Origin of the sequence: Collinsella aerofaciens (assembly GCF_039752985.1) — a bacterium.
Lineage (GTDB): Bacteria > Actinomycetota > Coriobacteriia > Coriobacteriales > Coriobacteriaceae > Collinsella > Collinsella aerofaciens_BT.
Genome location: NZ_JBDMHA010000015.1, coordinates 19,025 through 37,985, shown reverse-complemented (window position 1 = coordinate 37,985; position 18,961 = coordinate 19,025). Strand labels below are relative to the sequence as shown.

Annotated in this window: 17 protein-coding genes and 4 tRNA genes; 2 read left to right on the top strand and 19 right to left on the bottom strand. The window is 58.5% G+C overall.

Annotation, left to right across the window (positions count from 1 at the left end):
* Positions 1–405 precede the first annotated feature (405 nt).
* The 9 genes from ABHR76_RS03435 to ABHR76_RS03395 all read right to left on the bottom strand — a co-directional run bounded on the left by ABHR76_RS03435 (position 406) and on the right by ABHR76_RS03395 (position 8,366).
* On the bottom strand, positions 406–906 hold the full coding sequence (locus ABHR76_RS03435; protein WP_138114010.1) for a GNAT family N-acetyltransferase: 501 nt from the start codon (positions 904–906) through the stop codon (positions 406–408).
* A gap of 39 nt (positions 907–945) precedes the next feature.
* Complete coding sequence (locus ABHR76_RS03430; RefSeq protein ID WP_022094060.1) at positions 946–1,596, bottom strand: tyrosine-protein phosphatase; 651 nt, start codon at positions 1,594–1,596, stop codon at positions 946–948.
* Positions 1,597–1,613: 17 nt separating this feature from the next.
* Complete coding sequence (locus tag ABHR76_RS03425; RefSeq protein ID WP_055309657.1) at positions 1,614–2,351, bottom strand: CpsD/CapB family tyrosine-protein kinase; 738 nt, start codon at positions 2,349–2,351, stop codon at positions 1,614–1,616.
* 2 nt (positions 2,352–2,353) lie between these two features.
* Entirely contained in the window at positions 2,354–3,010 is a 657-nt protein-coding gene (locus ABHR76_RS03420; protein ID WP_022094058.1) for a YveK family protein, read from the bottom strand.
* Positions 3,011–3,205: 195 nt separating this feature from the next.
* Positions 3,206–4,630 carry a sensor histidine kinase gene (locus ABHR76_RS03415; protein ID WP_138114007.1) on the bottom strand — a complete coding sequence of 475 codons (1,425 nt, stop codon included), beginning with the start codon at positions 4,628–4,630 and terminating at the stop codon, positions 3,206–3,208.
* A 3-nt stretch (positions 4,631–4,633) separates the two neighbouring features.
* A complete protein-coding gene (locus ABHR76_RS03410) occupies positions 4,634–5,362 on the bottom strand; it encodes a response regulator transcription factor (RefSeq protein WP_050766101.1) in 729 nt (242 codons plus the stop codon).
* Positions 5,363–5,426: 64 nt separating this feature from the next.
* Positions 5,427–6,302: a phosphate ABC transporter ATP-binding protein PstB gene (pstB, locus tag ABHR76_RS03405; RefSeq protein WP_006234803.1), complete on the bottom strand. Its 876-nt coding sequence runs from the start codon at positions 6,300–6,302 to the stop codon at positions 5,427–5,429.
* A 103-nt stretch (positions 6,303–6,405) separates the two neighbouring features.
* On the bottom strand, positions 6,406–7,644 hold the full coding sequence (locus ABHR76_RS03400) for a sensor histidine kinase (protein ID WP_055285943.1): 1,239 nt from the start codon (positions 7,642–7,644) through the stop codon (positions 6,406–6,408).
* A gap of 26 nt (positions 7,645–7,670) precedes the next feature.
* The gene (locus ABHR76_RS03395) at positions 7,671–8,366 is read right to left on the bottom strand and encodes a response regulator transcription factor (protein ID WP_195245840.1); all 696 of its coding nucleotides are present in this window, start codon (positions 8,364–8,366) and stop codon (positions 7,671–7,673) included.
* 197 nt (positions 8,367–8,563) lie between these two features.
* On the opposite strand from ABHR76_RS03395, the gene ABHR76_RS03390 reads away from it, so the two are divergent.
* On the top strand, positions 8,564–9,904 hold the full coding sequence (locus tag ABHR76_RS03390) for a D-alanyl-D-alanine carboxypeptidase family protein (protein WP_196022596.1): 1,341 nt from the start codon (positions 8,564–8,566) through the stop codon (positions 9,902–9,904).
* Positions 9,905–10,225: 321 nt separating this feature from the next.
* On the opposite strand, the gene ABHR76_RS03385 is transcribed toward ABHR76_RS03390, so the two are convergent.
* The 7 genes from ABHR76_RS03385 to serS form a co-directional block, all read right to left on the bottom strand.
* Positions 10,226–10,316 (bottom strand) — tRNA-Ser (locus tag ABHR76_RS03385).
* Between the two features lie 92 nt (positions 10,317–10,408).
* Positions 10,409–12,850, bottom strand: coding sequence for a tetratricopeptide repeat protein (locus ABHR76_RS03380; RefSeq protein ID WP_138113998.1), 2,442 nt, complete (start codon positions 12,848–12,850; stop codon positions 10,409–10,411).
* 363 nt (positions 12,851–13,213) lie between these two features.
* Positions 13,214–13,290: transfer RNA gene (locus ABHR76_RS03375), tRNA-Arg, on the bottom strand.
* A 378-nt stretch (positions 13,291–13,668) separates the two neighbouring features.
* Positions 13,669–13,745, bottom strand: a tRNA-Arg gene (locus ABHR76_RS03370).
* Between the two features lie 354 nt (positions 13,746–14,099).
* A tRNA-Arg gene (locus ABHR76_RS03365) sits at positions 14,100–14,176 on the bottom strand.
* Positions 14,177–14,253: 77 nt separating this feature from the next.
* Positions 14,254–14,631 carry a hypothetical protein gene (locus tag ABHR76_RS03360; RefSeq protein ID WP_138113992.1) on the bottom strand — a complete coding sequence of 126 codons (378 nt, stop codon included), beginning with the start codon at positions 14,629–14,631 and terminating at the stop codon, positions 14,254–14,256.
* Between the two features lie 173 nt (positions 14,632–14,804).
* Entirely contained in the window at positions 14,805–16,088 is a 1,284-nt protein-coding gene (gene serS, locus ABHR76_RS03355) for a serine--tRNA ligase (RefSeq protein WP_138113990.1), read from the bottom strand.
* Between the two features lie 111 nt (positions 16,089–16,199).
* On the opposite strand from serS, the gene ABHR76_RS03350 reads away from it, so the two are divergent.
* A complete protein-coding gene (locus ABHR76_RS03350; protein ID WP_006235069.1) occupies positions 16,200–16,373 on the top strand; it encodes a DUF6724 family protein in 174 nt (57 codons plus the stop codon).
* A gap of 157 nt (positions 16,374–16,530) precedes the next feature.
* On the opposite strand, the gene proC is transcribed toward ABHR76_RS03350, so the two are convergent.
* The 3 genes from proC to ABHR76_RS03335 form a co-directional block, all read right to left on the bottom strand.
* Positions 16,531–17,301, bottom strand: a complete 771-nt coding sequence (gene proC / locus ABHR76_RS03345) for a pyrroline-5-carboxylate reductase (RefSeq protein WP_138113988.1) — start codon at positions 17,299–17,301, stop codon at positions 16,531–16,533.
* A 73-nt stretch (positions 17,302–17,374) separates the two neighbouring features.
* Entirely contained in the window at positions 17,375–17,845 is a 471-nt protein-coding gene (gene rlmH / locus ABHR76_RS03340) for a 23S rRNA (pseudouridine(1915)-N(3))-methyltransferase RlmH (protein ID WP_035136824.1), read from the bottom strand.
* A 6-nt stretch (positions 17,846–17,851) separates the two neighbouring features.
* Positions 17,852–18,790 carry an SPFH domain-containing protein gene (locus ABHR76_RS03335; protein ID WP_022094529.1) on the bottom strand — a complete coding sequence of 313 codons (939 nt, stop codon included), beginning with the start codon at positions 18,788–18,790 and terminating at the stop codon, positions 17,852–17,854.
* Positions 18,791–18,961 lie beyond the last annotated feature (171 nt).

Sequence of the window (18,961 nt, the reverse complement as noted above, 5' to 3'; positions counted from 1 at the left end):
CGAACGTGGCCACGGCGCGCGAGCTCGCCTGCTGGGTATGGGCGGTCGGCCTCATGGCCGAGGAGGCGTAGGGGGGGGCGGTCCCCCGCACATAAGCCAGTCACCCCGGAAGCGGTTCGATCCGAAGCCGTTGAGGCGAACCTCAGGTCCCTTTTCTGCGAGCGCCCAGGGCGCCACACGCGTGCACAGACTGTCGGTTCGACGTAGAAGCCTCAGCCGTAGCAACGGATTGCCCAGCGAGAGATCGCCGCGGGCGGATATTAAACTGCAAAGACGAGCGTCGGTAAGACACGCCGAGGTCGCCGCGGACGGGCTGATATAGGGAGAGGGCCTGACCCCATATCGTTGGGGCCAGGCCCGATTTTGCCTCTTGACAATGTCCTGCTCATATTAAAAGGAACGTCCCTATCTGCCATCTACGCGCTTGGCCATCCAGACATGGGGCTGGCCCTCGTCTTCGTAATCTACCGGGGCAATTTGCGTGTAGCCCGCCTTTGCATAGAGCGGCAACACGTATTCCTGCGCATGCAGCTTAATAAGCTTAGCGCCGGCATCGCGTGCACACGAAGCACTGGCCTCGACGATCGCACTCGCCAGTCCGCGACGACGCATAGCCGGCAGCACGGCGACGCGCCCCATAATGTAGGCCTCCCCCGCCGCAACGCCTTCGTCCATGTCGCATGCCGGCAACACCGGGGCCTCTGCGTCAGCCACGCGCTCAAGCTCCTCGGGAAACACGCGCGAGCAACCGGCAAGCTCGCCGTCTACATAGAGCGTCACATGAATGCAGTTCTGATCCTCGTCGATAGCGTCGAACTCATTCTCGTAGCCCTGCTCGTCCATAAAAACGACGCGGCGCACCAACGCCGCGTCATCAAAGCATCCCGTCTTAAGTTGGATATCCATGGCTGCCCTTTCATTCAATGCGAACGTTAGGGACAGATATTAGCGAAAATGAGCTCCGCGCACGCTAAACTTCGCGCGAGCCTTCGCCAGGCAGTCGTAATGACCCACGTTATGGGCATCGCTCGCGATGAAGCTGTACAGGTTCTGATCGAACAGGCGCTGTGCCGGCTTTTTTTCGCGACCAAAGCGACCGCCGGCAATAAAGTCCGCCGAAGCCTGCAGCTTGCAGCCCATATCGACCAGGCGCTCCGCCACGCTTACATCCTTTTGAACCGCACGATAGCGCTCAGGATGAGCGATGATCACCTGGTAGCCACGGCACTGCAAATCGTAAATCGTGTTCTCGTACTCTCTAAACGCATACGCATCGGCATGCGTCGAAAGCTCGAGCAGAAACTCGTTGGTTCCATCGAAATGCAAGTGCTCCGCGGCATCGATACCAAGTTCAACGAGCTTTCGATGGTTGACCTCGAAGCCCATCTGGAGCGGAAAACCGTCAGCGTTATCACGCAGCAGTTCAAAGGCATCCCACATCTTGTCGTAATCAAAATAGGGATCACGGCAGTGAGGAGTGCAAACGATTCTGGTTACACCGGCCCGCTTGGCAGCCTCGAGCATCGCCAAGCTCTCATCGAGATCGGCGGCGCCGTCGTCTACACCCGGCAAGATATGGCAATGAATGTCACGCATAGGTCAGCCTTAATCAACTAAACGTTTGCTCGGTTGGTGAAGATGCCCTTTTTGGAAGTCCCCTGATCGTCCGAGCCCTTCTTCACCTTCTTACCGTCCTTGGTGTAGTAGGAGTAGTAGTACTCGCTGGTCTCGGTCTCGCAGTAGTTCATAACGGTACCGATGAGCTTGACCTTTTCGGACTTCTTAAGCTGGCCGATAGCGTTGAGTGCCTCCTCGCGCTTGGTGAAGTCCTCGCGCACCACGAACAGCGTACCGTCGGTCAGGCTGGCAATCTCGGCAGCATCGATGAAGGTGCCGACCGGGGGAGCATCAAAGATGACGTACTGGAACTTGGCGGACAGTGCCTTTACCAACTTGGCAAAGCGGTGAGAGACAATGATGTCGGCAGGATTGGGAATATGCGGCTCGGCATCGAGGAAGTAGAAGTTCTTCTGACCCGTCTCGACAATTGCCTGGTCAATGGAGATCTGCTCGGAAAGGACCGCATAGAGTCCGCCGCGCGAACGAACGCCGAGCATATCGGAAAGGGACCTGCGGCGCATATCAGCCTCGACCAGGAGCACGGACTTGCCGCTCGTGGCGATAGCCTGGGCAAGGTTGATGGAAACCGTAGACTTGCCCTCGTTGGGAATCGAGGACGTGACGGTAATAGTGCGAATGGGGTCGTCCACGCTCGCAAAGCGGATGTTGGCCAGAAGGGTCTTGGCGGCATTCTGTACAACGAGCTTATCGGTGTTCTTTGCCTTAGCCATGCCTATTTACCACCTTTCATAGCCGGAATTCGGCCAACAACGGGAATGCCCAGGAGCTCTTCTGCCTCTTCGGCACCGCGGATGCGGGTATTGAGCATGTCTGCCAAAACGACATAGGCGACTGCGATAAAGATACCGGCGAGGAACGCGACAGCAACGTACAGCATACGCTTGGGACCGCTGGGGGCTTCGGGGGTCTTAGCCTCGTCGATAACGTTGATGCTCTGGGCAGCGCCGACGTTCTGAGCGACCGTACTCACCGAGCTGGCCATGGCCTTTGCGACCTTAGCCGTCTCCTTGGCATCGGTGCCGGTAACCGAAAGCGTAATGACACGCGTGGTGGTCTCGGAGGAAACAGACACCTTGTAGTCATCCAGATCGGTGAGGCCCAGTTCATTGGCTGCGCCGCTCTTAACGCTATCGCTATCCAGCAGCGTGGCGATATCGTTGGAAAGCATCTGACTCGCCGAGAGATCGTTGTAGCTCATCTGACCGCTATCGTCGGTCTTGGCGAGAATGTACATGCTCGTCGTCGCGGTATAGGTGTTGTCCATCGCAACGAAGGACACGATGCCCATGGCGATCGCGCAGACCACCGGAAGGGTGATGACCAGCTGAAGGTGCTTCTTCAGCAGCTGGAACAGTTCGAGAAGGGTCATGCAGCTTGCCTTTCATTTCCCCAGTTCGGATTGACAAAACTGTCCGTATGTTATCGCATCTTTTTACCGAGACCAAACTCTATACATAAGAAACAGGCTCTCCTGTAAAAATGTCGGAAGCAATCGTAAAATTGCACAACAACGCCGCACCCGAAAGTCAAATGCGGCGTCTGCATCAATATCTATGTTATATCGCTATGCGAATGGCTCGTCCTGCTGTATGGGAAACGTCACCGTAATGGTGGTTCCCACGCCCAACTCGCTCGACAGATCGAGCGTGGCGTGATGATACAGGGCCGCATGCTTGACAATGGCAAGCCCCAGACCGGTTCCGCCGCGTGCCTTGGACCTACTCTTGTCCACGCGATAGAACCGCTCAAATACCTTGCCCTGTTCTTCAGGCGCGATACCGATTCCCGTGTCGGCGACCGCAAGGAACGGATGGCCTTCGTCGTTGGTGCCGCACTGCAGCGTAACCGTACCGCCGGGTCGATTGTAGCGGATGGCGTTGCTTGCCAGATTATAGATGAGCTCGTCAATCAAGCGCGACACGCCCTCGATGACCACAGGCTTGGTCTCATGACTTATCGTCACATTCGCCTGACGGGCGACCTGTTCAAGACGCTGCTCGACCGCGTAGATGGCACGCGAGAGCTCAATAGGCTCCGTGGACCCAATGGGCACCGCCTCGCCCTCAGCTGCACGCTCGGCCTCGTCCAAGTTAGACAGCGTAAGGATATCGTTGACAAGCGCTGCCAAGCGGCCCGCCTCACGATAGATGCGACCGCCAAAGTTGCGCAGGTCGCCCTCGCCCTCGACCATGCCGTTTGCGATGAGCTCGGCATAGCCCGAAATCGCCGTAAGCGGCGTCTTGAGCTCATGGGTGATATTCGCCGTGAACTCGCGGCGCATACGGTCGTTGTCCGCCAGCACCGCCATTTGGCGCTTGAGCTCCTGGCGCTGCGACTCAATACGCTCAAGCATGGGGACCATCTCGGCATAGGCGTGCTCATAGCTACGGCGTGGGTGGTCCAAATCCACCTCTTGCAAAGGCGCGATGATGGCACGGGACTCGCGGCGCGCCATAAAAAACGAGAGTACCGCACCCGCTGCTGCGATAAGCAGCATCGGCGCCACCATCGACAGCAAAATCGCCGCAACGCCAGGCTGGGCCTGCGCCAAGCGGACAACCTGGCCGTTATCAAGGGCGACGGCGCGATACAGCATAATCTCGTCGAGCGTAGAGCTTGCGCGCTCCGCGGAACCCGAACCACTCTCAAAGGCCTCGATGACCTCGGGGCGATCGCCATGGTTGGGCAGTGTGGAAGGCGGCGCCTCGTTGTCGTAGGCAACCGATCCATCCTTGTTAATCAGCGTGATGCGCAAGTCCTCTCGATCGAGGCTACGCAAGAACGGGATGGGCTCCTGCTGCTCGTCGAGGGCGGCAGCAATGAGCTCGGTTTCTTGCGCCAGGTTGGCACTCGTGGCATCCGCCAAGGTGTTTTGCACAAAGAACGCACCCAGCACCGTAAACGCCACGATAACCGCCATGGCGCAGACAAAGATCGTCACAAAAACGCGGTGCGACAGCGTATGTTTTCCCTGGGGGGCGAAGACCACGGGTTACTCCTCCGATGCGGTGGCCGCGGTGTCGTCACCTTCGGCACCATCACCGGCAGAAGGCTCGGCCAAGCGGTAGCCCACGCCGCGCACGGTCTCGATGGCGCTGGCATGCTCGCCCAGTTTTTGGCGAAGCGTCTGCACGTGCACGTCAACGGTGCGCGAACCGCCGTCGAAGTCCCAGCCCCACACGCTCTGCAGCAACGACTCGCGGGTAAAGACCACGCCGGGCTTGCGCATGAGGTACTCGAGCAGGTCGAACTCGCGCAGGGTGAGCTTAAGCGACTCGCCGGCAACAGTCACCTCACGATGGCTGGGCGAGAGCACGATGTCGCCCACGCTGAGCACATCGCTTGCCTGTTTGACCATGCCGCCGCGACGCAGCAGTGCGCGGCAGCGGCTGGCGAGCTCCATGAGCGAAAACGGCTTAGTCAGGTAATCGTCGGCACCGCCATCGAGCGCCATCACCTTGTCGAGCTCGGTATCCTTGGCGGTAAGCATCATGATGGGCACCGTCGCCGTCAGGCGATCGGCACGCAGTCGACGCATAATCGCCAAGCCATCGGTATCGGGCAGCATGATGTCGAGCAGGACGGCATCGGGTACCCGTCGCGCCACGGCAGCCTTAAACTCACCGTCGCACGAAAAGCCTTCGGCCTCAATCCCCTGCTTGCGCAGCGCATAGACCGTCAAATCCCTGATGTTGTCATCGTCCTCGACGTAATAGATCATGTTGAACCCCTTTGCGGCCGGCATGACCGCATCTTAACCCTAAAGGTACCTTTACTAGATGGTATCAGCCAAAACGCCCCGTCAAATAATCCGCCGTGCGCGGATCGGTCGGATTCTTGAAGAGTTGCGCGGTGGGCGCGTGCTCCACCAGCTCACCCAGCAAAAAGAATGCGACCGAATCGGAGATACGCGCCGCCTGCTGCATATTGTGCGTAACGACCACGAGCGTGCAGGTCTCTTTGAGCTCGCAGGCCAGCTGCTCCACCACCAGCGTCGATACGGGATCGAGTGCCGAGGTCGGCTCGTCCATCAGCAGAATGTCGGGCTGCACGGCAAGTGCGCGGGCGATGCACAGGCGCTGCTGCTGGCCGCCCGAAAGACCCAGACCCGACTCTTTGAGCTTGTCCTTGGCCTCGTCCCACAGGGCGGCGCGTCGCAGGGAGTCTTCGACCAGCTCGTCGAGCACGACGCGATCGCGCACACCCATACCGCGCGGCCCATAGGCGACGTTGTCGTAGATGCTCATGGGAAACGGGTTGGGGCGCTGGAACACCATGCCCACGCGCTGGCGAAGGCGGCAGATGTCGTAGTCGCCCAGGATATCTTGACCATCGAGCGCAATCTTGCCCTCGATTCGGCAGTCCTTGATGCCGTCGTTCATGCGGTTAAAGCAGCGCAGCAACGTGGACTTTCCGCAGCCCGAAGGCCCGATGAACGAGGTAATCTGCTTGTCGCGGATCTTGATATTCACGTCCTTGAGCGCATGGTGGTCGCCATAGAACAGGTCGAGGCCCTCAACATCGATTCGCGTCGGCGAGGCGGCAAGATCCTCTGCCGTGGGGCGAGTCGCATCCCCAACCTCGCGCTCGTGCGCGGCCTCGGCCTGCGCTTTCATGAGTTCTTCAAGCTCCGTGGGCTCCACAGCCGCAGCAGCCGTCATACCGCATACCTCCACATCGATATCAATTCAGCAGTATCGATAGTAGGAATCGCGGCTCATATGCACGTGAGCGCATTGTCAAGTGTTTGTAAGGGCACGCTGGCTATGCGGCGGGCAGCTCGATGGTGAATATCGTGTGTTCGGGCGTCGATTCACATGCAACGGTACCGCCGTGCGCGCATACGATCTCCTTGGCGATGGCAAGCCCCAGTCCAGCGCCGCCGCGATTGGTCGCACGCGCCGCATCCAGGCGATAGAACTTCTCAAAGATCACCTTGAGCTTAGCCGCAGGGATGGGATCGCCCTGATTGATAAAGCGCACGCGCACGCCACCGCCGTCCCGGCGTCTGGCCTCGATCGTGATGGTCGAGCCCTCATAGCTATAGGCAATAGCGTTTTTCATGATGTTGTTGAACACGCGAGCCATTTTGTCGCCATCCACGAGCACCGTCAGGTCCTCGCGAATATCAACTTGGACTTCCTTATGCTGCTCGTTGAGGATGGGATAGAACTCGTCAGTCACCTGAGCCAGCAGCAACCCCAGATCAACATAGCCGCGCGTGAGCACGATATCGTGGAAGTCAAAACGCGTGATATCGAAGAACTCTTCGATGAGCGTATCGAGCCGGTGCGCCTTGTCGAGCGCCACGCCCGTAAAGTGCGCACGTTGCTCAACCGGCAGCTCGGGAGCCTCTTGCAGCAGCGAAAGATAGCCCACCACACTGGCAAGCGGGGTGCGTAGGTCATGTGCCAAGTACGTGACCAAATCGTCCTTGCGATGCGACTCGTCACGCAGAGCTTGCTGCACCTTGCGCTCACGGTCACGCACGCGGTTAAGGGCGCCCTCGACCTCCAAGAAGTCGCCGTCGATGTTATCCCAGGTGTCGGGGTGATCGATCAGGCGATCTTGAATACGAGCGGCCAGCACACAATCGGCATGCTGCTCGCCCTGCTCGTAGCCCTGGTAGTACAGGGCGCGGCCACACAAGAACAGCACGCACGCTGCAAGCGCCAGCACAAAGCCAAGCATGTTGAATACAAAGCCGGCATCGAACAGCACCGGCCCTTCGATGCCGCCGAGCGCCATGGCGCCAATCGCCAACGTCATGGCCCACGCGGCGCCGCCAATCACCACGCAGCGGCACACGATCTCAAATCGATCGATCAGCAAAAAGCCGACAAGCAGCACCGCCAAGATTCCGACGATGTTGTCGATGCCAATCAGCAGCAGGCTCAGCAAAAAGAGCAGCACCGTTGCAAGCGCGCGGTTGTCGACGACCGACCTCACGTATTCAAAGAGCCGATCGGGCACCTCGAACGCTTGCCTATCGTCTTTTGTCATATCAAGATCCTCACAAGCGAAAAGCGTTATTCGATGATGTAGCCGACGCCCCAGACGTTTTTGATAAAGCGTGGCTTTTGTGCGTCGTCGCCGATCTTTTCACGCAAGTGGCGAATATGCACCATCACCGTATTGTTGGAGCCGGGCATAAAGTCCTCGTTCCACACCGCGCGGAACAGGTCCTCCACGGCCACCACGCTGCCGCGATGCTCGACCAGATACAGCAAGATTGAATACTCGGTGGGCGTGAGGCGAACCGGTGAACCGTCCACTGTCACGGAACGAGCATCGCGGTTGATCTCCAAGCCGTCGAGCTGGAGGGTCGGCGACTCGGCCGCCTGTGCGCGGCTACCGTAGCTGGTGTAGCGGCGAAGCTGAGCGTGCACGCGCGCGATGAGCTCCAGAGGACGAAACGGCTTAACCACGTAATCGTCCGCGCCAAGCGAAAGGCCCTCGATCTTGTCTTGCTGGGCATCGCGCGCCGTCAGCATGATCACGGGATAGGTATGGCTGGAACGGATCGTACGCAGCAGCTCAAAGCCATCGATATCGGGCAGCATGACATCCAGCAGCGCCAGATCGAACTCCTGCTCCAAGATTGCCTTGGCAGCATCGGCCCCGCTATAGGCAATCTGGACATCAAAGCCCTCTTTTGTAAGGTAGATACCAACCAAGTCGGCGATGGCCTTTTCGTCATCAACTACCAAAATGCGCTCGTTCATGCGTGCTCCTCTCGCGCTCCATTATGCCCGAGGGGGCGCCCGTCACACACAACAAGCGTGGGTGATTAAGTCGGCCTTAAGCACCCTTGTGCCCGTTCGGGCGCGGATGTGGGCCACGCACGCACGCGATGATCGCCGACGCCGGCAAACGATATACTCTTGTTCCAGAAGAGACCATCCCGTCGAAAGCGAAATCCGTGAAGTCCCTCACCTCTTTTGCAAAGCGCTCAGCCCAGCTTGCCGCCGGCTTTGTCTGCGCTATCGCCCTTGCCGCTGGCGTGCCCACCGTCGCCGGCGCCCAAGTGCTTACGACCGACAATGTTTGCGGCAAAACCGCCGATGCGCGCGGCATCACGGCCGAAAACCTGCCCGATATCGATGCGACCAATGCCCTCGTCATGGGCAAAGACGGCACCGTCTACTATGGGCGCGGCGCCGATGAGCAGGTCAAAATTGCCTCGATCACCAAGGTCATGACCGCAATCCTAACCGTCGAGAATTGCAAGATGGACGAGAAGGTCACGGTGAGCAACGCTGCAGCCACCGTGGGCAATTCGACCGCCGGCTTGCTCGAAGGCGACAAGCTTACCGTGGAGCAGGCGCTGCGCGGCCTGATGATTCCCTCGGGCAACGACGCCGCCATCGTGCTCGCCGAATATGTGGGCAAGAAGATCGACCCTAAGACCAAAGACGCCGAGGCCACCTTTGTGAAGGCCATGAACGAGCGCGCTAAGAAGCTCGGCTGTACCGGTACGCTTTTTGAAAACCCGCATGGTCTGGACTTTGATGAGTGGGCTGGCGATATGCACTCAACCGCACATGACGTGGCGCTGATGATGCAGGAGGCCATGAAAAACGACACGATCCGCGAAGTCGTAGCGAGCGAGGATTCCTGGATCGAGGTCACGGGCGCCGACGGCACCGACCATTCGCATTCCATGGACACGCATAACTATTTGCTGGGCCAAGATGGCAACATCGGCGGCAAGACCGGCACCACCGACGACGCGGGCTATTGCTTTACGAGCGCCTACAACCGCGACGGCGACGAGATCTACACCGTCGTTTTGAACTCCACCACCACCGACCAGCGCTTTACCGATACCGCAACCCTTGCCAATTGGTACTACGGCCACAAGGTCACGGTCGCGATCGCCAACACGCAGGAAAAGACCGCCAACGGCAACCCGCTTATGGCACGCATTAGCCAGACAGATTGGACGGACAAGACGATCGACGCCACGCTCGCCGACCCCACGGCGCAAGCGACCGTGTTTTCCCTTGCCGGCGAGGTGACCGAAAAGGTTAGCTACGACGATCTTTCGGGCACGGTGCATGTGGGCGACAAGGTGGGCAGCGTTACGCTCAAGCAGGACGGCACCAAGATTGCCGTCGTGGATTTGGTTGCCGACGAGGAAGGCTCGGGGCCGAATCCCATTGAGTGGCTCCTTGTGAAGCTCGACCGCCTGGGCCGCCGCATCGACAACCGCCCACTTGCGGCAGAGAGCGAGACCGTAGCCAAGGCACCCGAGGTGTAGGGCGCAAGAATAATAAGTCCACTGAAAGGAGGCGTCCGAAAGGATGCCTCTTTTTTGAGGGTTCGAATCCCCAGCTAACATTCTTCTAATTAAAAAAGGGCCCCAAATGGGACCCTTCTTTAAAGTTAAACTGGCGGAGAGCTGGGGATGTCCGGGCATGCTACGCATGCCCTCCGGCTTCAAAGCCTGACGGCTTTTCGCCCACGGGCTACAAACGCTCTCGCGTTTGCTTAACGCCCGTGCCCTCTCGGGTTCGAATCCCCAGCCTCCTTTCTCCGCACAAAAAAGGGCCCCAAATGGGACCCTTCTTCAAATTCGTACTGGCGGAGAGCTGGGGATTCGAACCCCAGATGCCCTTTTGGGGCATACTCGCTTAGCAGGCGAGCACCTTCGGCCTCTCGGTCAGCTCTCCGTAACAGCCGTTCTATAGTAACCAAACAGCCAAGGATGGGCAAGAGGAAATTTTCTAATTGCCTAGCATCCTTTCCTCCTTGGAAGCTTCGCCTACCCCAGCGAACGGTTAAGGGAGCCGAGCTCGTCGTTGCCCATGGTGCGCCACATTTGGAAGATGCAACCGCGTGCCAGGAAAAAGAAGCCGTTGTCGACCAGTTGCACAGCGGCATCTGCCAGCTGATTCGTCACGGCGGACACTGGCGGCAGCTCGAGTCCAGCCTTGCGGATGGTCTCGACCGCCTCCTCGAACGTCGGAGGCTCGCTGACGCCCATCTCATTCATAAGGCCCTGCATTTCTTCCAGCGCGCTGCTGCCCGACTCCTCGCCGCGCGGCACCAGACGGTAACAAGCCAGCGCCAGGTCGAGCTGATCGCAATTCCAATAGGCAAACGCCAAGCGATAGAACAGGTAGCCAATTGCAGAACGATCGCTGGCAATACGTAGGCCGTGGCGCGCCACCTCGATAATCTCGTCAAAGCGCTCCAGACGCGCAAGCACGTTGATGAGCGCAAAGTGCGATTGCATGGACGAGCGCGCCAGATCGTAAAGATGGCGCACCTCGGGCAGCGCTCGTTCAAAGTCCTCTTGCTCGGCGTAAAAGCTGCAGATCTCGTGCTGGGCAAAGTACAGCGCATCGGGCGCACGAAGGATTCGCACAGAGCGGTCTTCTTCCAACACCGGTAGCACCATGCGTACCAGCTGGTTATCGCAAAACTGCGTTTGAACCGGACCTGTCGCCAAAAGCTCGGCGACAGCGCACTTAGCCTCCAACTCCTCGACAAGACGGGAAAAGCCTTCAAAAGCACCTGTACGGTCGACTTTTGCCTGCTCGCGCAATTCAACAACACGGGCCACGTATGGGTCGTCGTCCTCTTCCATGACCTCCAACTCGTCAGCCGTATCGGCAAGCAGCAGATCGCGCAGCGCCGGCGGCAGCGTGCGATGGTCATCACGCGGACGAGCATGAACCTCCGCAGGCTCAATCGTCTCCGGAGCGGTTGACTCATACGCCTCAAGCACACGCTTGCACGGCATATCGTCCATGTCCATGCTCTCAAGATCCTTGGCGACAGGCACGCAATCGGCCAGATAGGCCGCGCGCTCAAAGAAATACGTTGCGACAACACGCTCGCCCTGCTCACCGTCGGGAGCAGCAATCTGCACGTAGCAGCGCGTGATGCAGGTGCCCGCGGCAAAACACGCTGCCGCAAGCGTGAGTGCCACGCGCGCATCGTGCTCCGCGGCCCAGATCGCGCGCGTGTCCTCGTCCAGCTCGCGCCAGGCGTCATCTTGAGCGTCGTATTCACGTTGCGGCATGGCATCAACGACAGACTGCCCAAACCGAACGAGCATAATCCCCTCGGCAACGTTTGCCCGATAGGTATAGTCGAGCCGCGTGACCACGTTGAGCGCCTCAACGATTCGCGCAAAACGGGTGCGCACGTCCCACTCGCCGCCCGGCTGGCAAGCCACCGTACCCGGTTTGCCCCACGGGTTATCGCTCGAGGCCGTATCGAGCAGTCGGGGAACATCGTTGGTCGTCTTGGCGATATGCCACGCATCAAAGAGCGCGCAGCCCTCAAGGCTCGGCGAGGATGCCGCAGGGGCCAATCCAGCCCCGATGCGCTCAAAGATGCCGGAGAGGCGGTTGAGACGACACTCGATGGCGAGCAGCGTGTCAATCTCGTCCTGGTCTAGCAGACTACGATCAAAATTGAGATAGAACAGCTTTGAGCGATCGATGCGAGCCAGGCTCATCTCGGACTTGGCGGCGATGGTGCGCAGGCGGGGCAAGTCAATTTCGCTCATAAGGGCGGCGGCATAGCGCTCAATGCCACTTGGATTATCCGTATGGTCAATGCGGTAGAGCAACGTTTCGATTGCATCGGGCAGCGGCGTGGAATCAAAACCCAGCAGTACCTCAACCGGCTCGGGGAGTTTTACAAGTTTGATTTTGTCGACGGCATTTTTCATACCCTCGTCGAGGCCGTCGCCGCCTGCCGTGTCTGAGACAGCGTTTTCAGAATCGGCGAATATCACGTAACGCAAGAACATCGAGGCCATGAACTCGCCGTAGCGAAGGCTGCGCGTCGAATTCCACGTCTCGCGATCGGATTGTTCGCGCATGGTGCCTTCGGGAGAGCCGATGACTCGCGCCCGGGAGCGCATCGTCCCATCGGTACCCCTGACTGCAATCTCACCGATGTTGGAATCGGACTCGTCAAGAATCAGCTGCATGTCGGGATCGTCGGGCAGCGATACTTCGTTAACGGGACGGTCCACCTTATAGACCTCACCCGAAACGCTCACGTAGCCCAAAAGCGACACATGGCTTTTGCCGACGAATTCGACGACATAGCATGATTCATGCGGGTCCTCGCCAAAGAGCTTCCAAACCACGCCATACGAGCGTCCCGCAGGCTGCTCGGGCATGGCCGGAAAGCGCTTTTTGGGATCAAGAAACCTGAGCTTGTATGTCGGACGCTCTGCCACGAAATATCACCCTAATCGGTCGTCTAAAGAAAGAGCGCGCCACGGGCTCACCGAGGCGCATACTCGAAATCTTACACGAGTCGATGAGAAATAGTCCCCTTTGACCGAGGCTCGAACCCATGCGGCGTCCGCCTAAAAGAAAAGCCCCCGTTGCCGGAGGCTTCAAGTTCAATTGGTGCGGCGTATAGGATTCCGCGCATCCGCTGCGCGGATCCGCACCGGCTTCGCCCGCCTGCCGGCGTGCTCGCCCGCTCGCTAAAAACGCTCCGCGTTTTCTTGACGCCCGCGCCTCGACCGAGGTTCGAATCCATGCAGTGCTTACGTAAAAGAAAAGCCCCCGTTGCCGGGAGCTTTAATCTCAAATGGTGCGGCGTATAGGATTCGAACCTATGACGTTCTGATTCGTAGTCAGACCCTCTATCCAGCTGAGGTAACGCCGCGACTTGTTGATTATTATGCACATCGACTGAATAAAGGTCAAGCATTTTTCGAAAAAAGTTATCGAATTTGATTTTTACTCATTTGACGCAGTCAATCGACTCGATACTTTCAAACACAGCAAAAGCAACTTCTCAAGTATATCGACATATAAGAAAAGCCTCCGTTACCGGAGGCTTTAAAGTTCAGTTGGTGCGGCGTATAGGATTCCGCGCATCCGCTGCGCGGATCCGCACCGGCTTCGCCCGCCTGCCGGCGGACTCGCCCGCTCGCTAAAAACGCTCCGCGTTTTCTTGACGCTCGCGCCTCGAACGAGGTTCGAATCTCCGCAATGCCCCCGTAAAGGAAAAGCCCCCGTTTCCGGAGGCTTAAAACTCAATTGGTGCGGCGTATAGGATTCGAACCTATGACGTTCTGATTCGTAGTCAGACCCTCTATCCAGCTGAGGTAACGCCGCAACGCACGGATTATTATGCACGTGACCCCTCGATGGGTCAAGCGACAATTTGGAAAAATTTTACGAAGTGATGATTAAGATGCTCGCGCCTCGACCGAGGTTCGAATCCATGCGGTGTTGCCATAAAAGAAAAGCCCCCGTTGCCGGAGGCTTTAAGTTCGATTGGTGCGGCGTATAGGATTCCGCGCATCCGCTGCGCGGATCCGCACCGGCTTCGCCCGCCTTCCGGCGTGCTCGCCCGCGGGCTAAAAACGCTCCGCGTTTTCTTTACGCCCGCGCCTCGACCGAGGTTCGAATCCATGCAGCGGTGGCATAAAAGAAAAGCCCCCGTTGCCGGAGGCTTTCGATTTCAATTGGTGCGGCGTATAGGATTCGAACCTATGACGTTCTGATTCGTAGTCAGACCCTCTATCCAGCTGAGGTAACGCCGCAGCGCAAGACATATAAAACCACTTTAGCTTATTGGAGTCAAGCACAATCTCAAACTTTTTTGTGGAACGCAGTTTTGTCATGCTGCTCCGCATATACCGCCGTTCCCCGTACGATCGATTGGCTTTTCGATCACGTCGAACTTAGCGTCAAGTTCCCTCAGGAGCGATCTCACCCGCTGGGCACAATCATAATCGGCAAACGAGATGCTCAGCATGCGCGCGACCTGGTTGGAAGTCCCAACTCCATAGAAGTGCTCCAGCGCCACAAGTCCCTCGTGCGTCACAAAGGTCTCGACCACATGCGGCGACTCCTCAAAGCACCATTGTGTCAACGGACCCTCGCTCGTCTGTCGAACCACCAGGCCACCCATGCCAGACGGCTCACACGTTACAAGCAGGTACTCCCCGCCCTCGTCGCTCTCAAACAAAACCACCCGATCATCAAACAGCTCCATCGCGTCCCCTTTCTCTCGCTCTTATTTAGCAAAAGCATAGCAGGTAGATGGCTGTATACAGAACAGTTGTTCGTGTGTTTTCTATTGAGCTGTCCGCACGGCATGGTATGGACCTGCGCACGAAATAGGGCGCCCCCGAAGGAGCGCCCTTGCATATCCCCTATGCAGCCAATTTACGCGACCGGCTCGATCTTCTCGAGACCGCCCATGTAAGGACGCAAGACCTCGGGGATCGTGATGGTGCCGTCGGCGTTCTGGTAGTTCTCCAGAATAGCGGCCATGGTGCGGCCGGCCGGCAAGCCGGAACCGTTGAGAGTGTGCAGGTAGCGCGAACCCTTGAAGTTCTCGGGGTCGCGATACTTGATGTTGGCGCGGCGAGCCTGGAAGTCACCGCAGTTGGAGCAGGAGCTGATCTCCTTGTAGGCGTTGTAGCTCGGCAGCCAAACCTCGACGTCGTAGGTCTGACGGGCAGAGAAGCCCAAGTCGCCGGTGCACAGGCTAATCACGCGATACGGAAGGCCCAGCTGCTGCAGCAGGTACTCGGCCTCGGCGGTCATGGTCTCGAGCTCCTCGTCGGACTCCTCCGGCTTAGCGAACTTGACCATCTCGACCTTGTCGAACTCGTGCTGACGGATGATGCCGCGGGTGTCGCGACCGGCGGAACCGGCCTCCTCGCGGAAGCAGGGGGTGAAGGCGGTGTAGCGGCGCGGCAGGGTGTCGGCATCGAGGACCTCGCCGGCGTGCAGATTGGTGAGCACGACCTCGGCGGTGGGGATCAGGAAGTTGTCGCCCGAGACATGATAGGCGTCGTCCTCGAACTTGGGCAGCTGGCCCGTGCCGAACATAGTCTGACGCTTGACGACGATAGGCGGCCACCACTCCTTGAAGCCACGGCTGGTGTGCGTATCGAGGAAGAAGTTGATAAGGGCACGCTCCAGGCGGGCGCCGGCGCCACCGAGAACGGTAAAGCGGCTGCCGGAGAGCTTGTTGCCACGCTCGAAGTCGAGGATGTCCAGATCGGTGCCCAGATCCCAGTGCGGCTTAAAGTCGAAGTCGAACTCGCGCGGGGTGCCCCAGCGGCGACGCTCGATGTTCTCGTCCTCGTCCTTACCGTACGGCGTGGCCTCGCAAGGAATGTTGGGCAGGTGAGCCATGAAGTCGTACTGCTCCTGCTCGAGGGCGGTACGACGCTCGGCCAGACCGTCAATCTTCTCGTTGACGGCGCGCACGGCCTCCTTGGCAGCCTCGGCCTCGTCCTTCTTGCCCTCCTTCATCAGGGCGCCGATCTTCTTGGACTCGGCATTACGCGTAGCCTGGAGCTCCTCGACCTCGGTGATGACGGCACGGCGCTCGTCGTCGAGCTCAAAGAACTTCTCGCGATCCCAAGACGTCTGGCGGTTAGCCATGGCGACATCGATGGCATCGGGGTTCTCGCGAACAAACTTGATATCAAGCATTAGATCCTCCGGCGATATACATTCCATTTAGGTTGCAACCTTGTACATGTATGGGCAAGTATATACTTATGAGCGTTTACGACCCAACTCAACTACGCAAGAAGGCACCCAATGGACGCAGTTTTTTCCTTTTTGTTTGGCACCCGCACCGGTTTTGCCATCCTTTTCGCCGGCGGCATCCTGTTATTTGCGATTCTTGCCTTTGTAATGGAGAAGCGTACCCATAAGATGTACGTCGACCGCGGACCCAAGTCCGAGGATGAGGAAGACAGCTTCTGGGACTAACCTGCCAAAAAGGGCCAGGTTTATTTTGGTCGGTTTTATCTGGGCAAACGCAAGCGCCCCGCAACTGGAATTGAGCCAGTTGCGGGGCGCTTTTCGCACATACGACAAAACCGCAGGAAAAACCTGCCAAAATAAACCTGTCCCTAAATGGCAGGTTTTACTGGAGAGTTGCGTCGATTGCCTTGACCAGGGCACTGCGCATGCCGGCATCCTCGAGCGCAACGACGCCCTTGATGGTGGCGCCACCGGGCGAGCATACGGCATCCTTCATCGCCGCAGGATGCTGACCAGTTGAAAGCTGCAACTTTGCCGTACCTAGCACCATCTGGCTCACAATGCGATAGGCATCGGCACGCGGGATACCGTGCTTGACCGCCGCATCGCCCAGGGCCTCGATTGCCATAGCGACAAATGCCGGAGCGCAACCACCCACCGTGCCGCCCACGAACAGCAGGCTCGTATCAAGCTCGACCACCGCACCGAGCTTGCCAAGCAGATCAAGCACCACGGCGCTCTGCTCATCACTAAGCGTGGAAGCCTTCTCGCAAGCGATGACGCCCTCGCCCACCGAAACCGGTGTGTTGGGCACCGTCGAGATATGCGCGACGCCCGGCAGGACCTGCTCCCACTTGGCACTGTCCCAGGTCCAGGCAACCGACAGAACGACCTTTTTGGCAAGAGCATCCTTGAGCGGGGCGAATACCTTCTCGATCATGTACGGTTTGACCGCAGCGACCACGATATCGGATGCGGCGACAACCTCGGCGGCATCGTGGCAGGCGACCATGCCGCGCGCCTCGCAGCGCTCAACCAGTGCGTCGTAGCGACCCGCGCAGGCGCACATGTCGCTCGCAGCTACACCGGCAGCGATCCAGCCATCGGCCATAGCGCTCGCCATATTGCCAAAACCGACAAATCCAATCTTCATATCTCATAGTCCTCTCAGACACGCTCTTCAAAACGAAAGCTATTGTCCCACGCCATTGTTTCGTATTGCCGACCTATTTGTGATACGGCTCGCCACGGCTGATCTTGCAGGCGCGGTAGATTTGCTCCAGCAGCACCACGCGCGCCAAGTTATGCGGCAAGGTAATGCGTCCAAAGCTGAGCATCTCGTCGGCGCGGGCGCGCACCTCATCGCTCACGCCGTCCGAACCGCCAATCACAAAGGCGATGTCGCTGCTGCCTCGCAGCATAAGATCGTCGAGCCTCGCCGAGAGCTCCTCACTCGAACGCTCCTTGCCCTCGATAGCCAGCAGGATCACATGCGCTCGAGACGGCAATGCAGCAAGAATTGCCGCCCCCTCCTTGTCGCGCGCGGCATCCACGCCGCCCGCCTTAGCCGGGTCGATATCGGCCACCTCGCGGATATCCACCTTGGCATAGGCGCCTAGGCGCTTGGTGTACTCAGCGCACGCGTCCTTCCAAAAGCGCTCTTTGAGCTTGCCAACACAAACGACGGTGTATTTCACGCGTGCCTACTCCTTTGACTCGTTCTGAACCTTACCGGCAGCCAGCATCTGCTCGAACATAGAGGCCGACTGCGAAAAGTCGCTCGGCAGCACGACCGTCGAGGTTTTACCCGTGCGAGCGAACTCCGTCATCATCTCGGACCACTGCGTAAACATGAACAGTTGGTTGGCCTCGTCATTGCCGACACCCGTCTCCTGGATGATCTCGAGCGAATCTTTGATACCCAGTGCAATGGCCTTGCGCTGGTTGGCGATGCCCTCGCCCGCCTTTTCCATAGCCTCGGCCTCGGCGGTCGCCTCGGTGACGCGCTTGATGCGGTCGGCCTCGGCGAGCTCCTGTGCCGCAGCGCGCTTGCGCTGGGCGGCGTTGATGTCGTTCATGGAGTTCTCGACCTCGGTCGGCAGTGCGATTTTGGTGATGAGCGTCGACACGAGGGTGAAGCCGTAGGCGGCCATCTGCTCGGAAACGGTAGCGTTGACGTCCTTGGCGATGTCATCCTTCTTGGCAAAGACCTCATCGAGTGTGTAGACGGGAATCGAAGAGCGCAGGGCGTCGGTGATGAAGTCACGCATCTGGTCGACGGGCTCCTGCAGCATGTAGTAGCTCTTGTAGATACCCGAATCTGCCGGGCCAGCACCCATGTCATAGCTCACGTGGTACTGAGCAGAGACCTCGAGGCCGATGGTCACATTATCCTGGGTCTTAACGTCGATACCAAAACCGTTTTTCATGGTGCGCAGACTCACCGTGGCGGCTTTGCGGTCGATCACGGGCACCTTCATGTGGAAGCCCGCGTTGACGATGCGGTTAAACTTGCCCAGACGCTCGATGATCACGGCATGCTGTTGTTCAACGACATAGCAGGCGTTGGGAAGCAGCAGCAACAAAATGATGATGGGAATCAAAAGGCTCGTAAGGGCGGCAATGATACCGGACAACAGCATGGTCTCTCCTCTGATAGGCACACGTTGGCATTAGGATACCCGTCCAAGGAGATTGTGCATAACAAAAAAGCCCCCATTGCTGGGAGCTCTTTCATTTAATGGTGCGGGCGAAAGGACGTCCGCGTATCCGCTGCGCGGATCCGCACCGGCTTCGCCCGCCTGCCGGCGGAC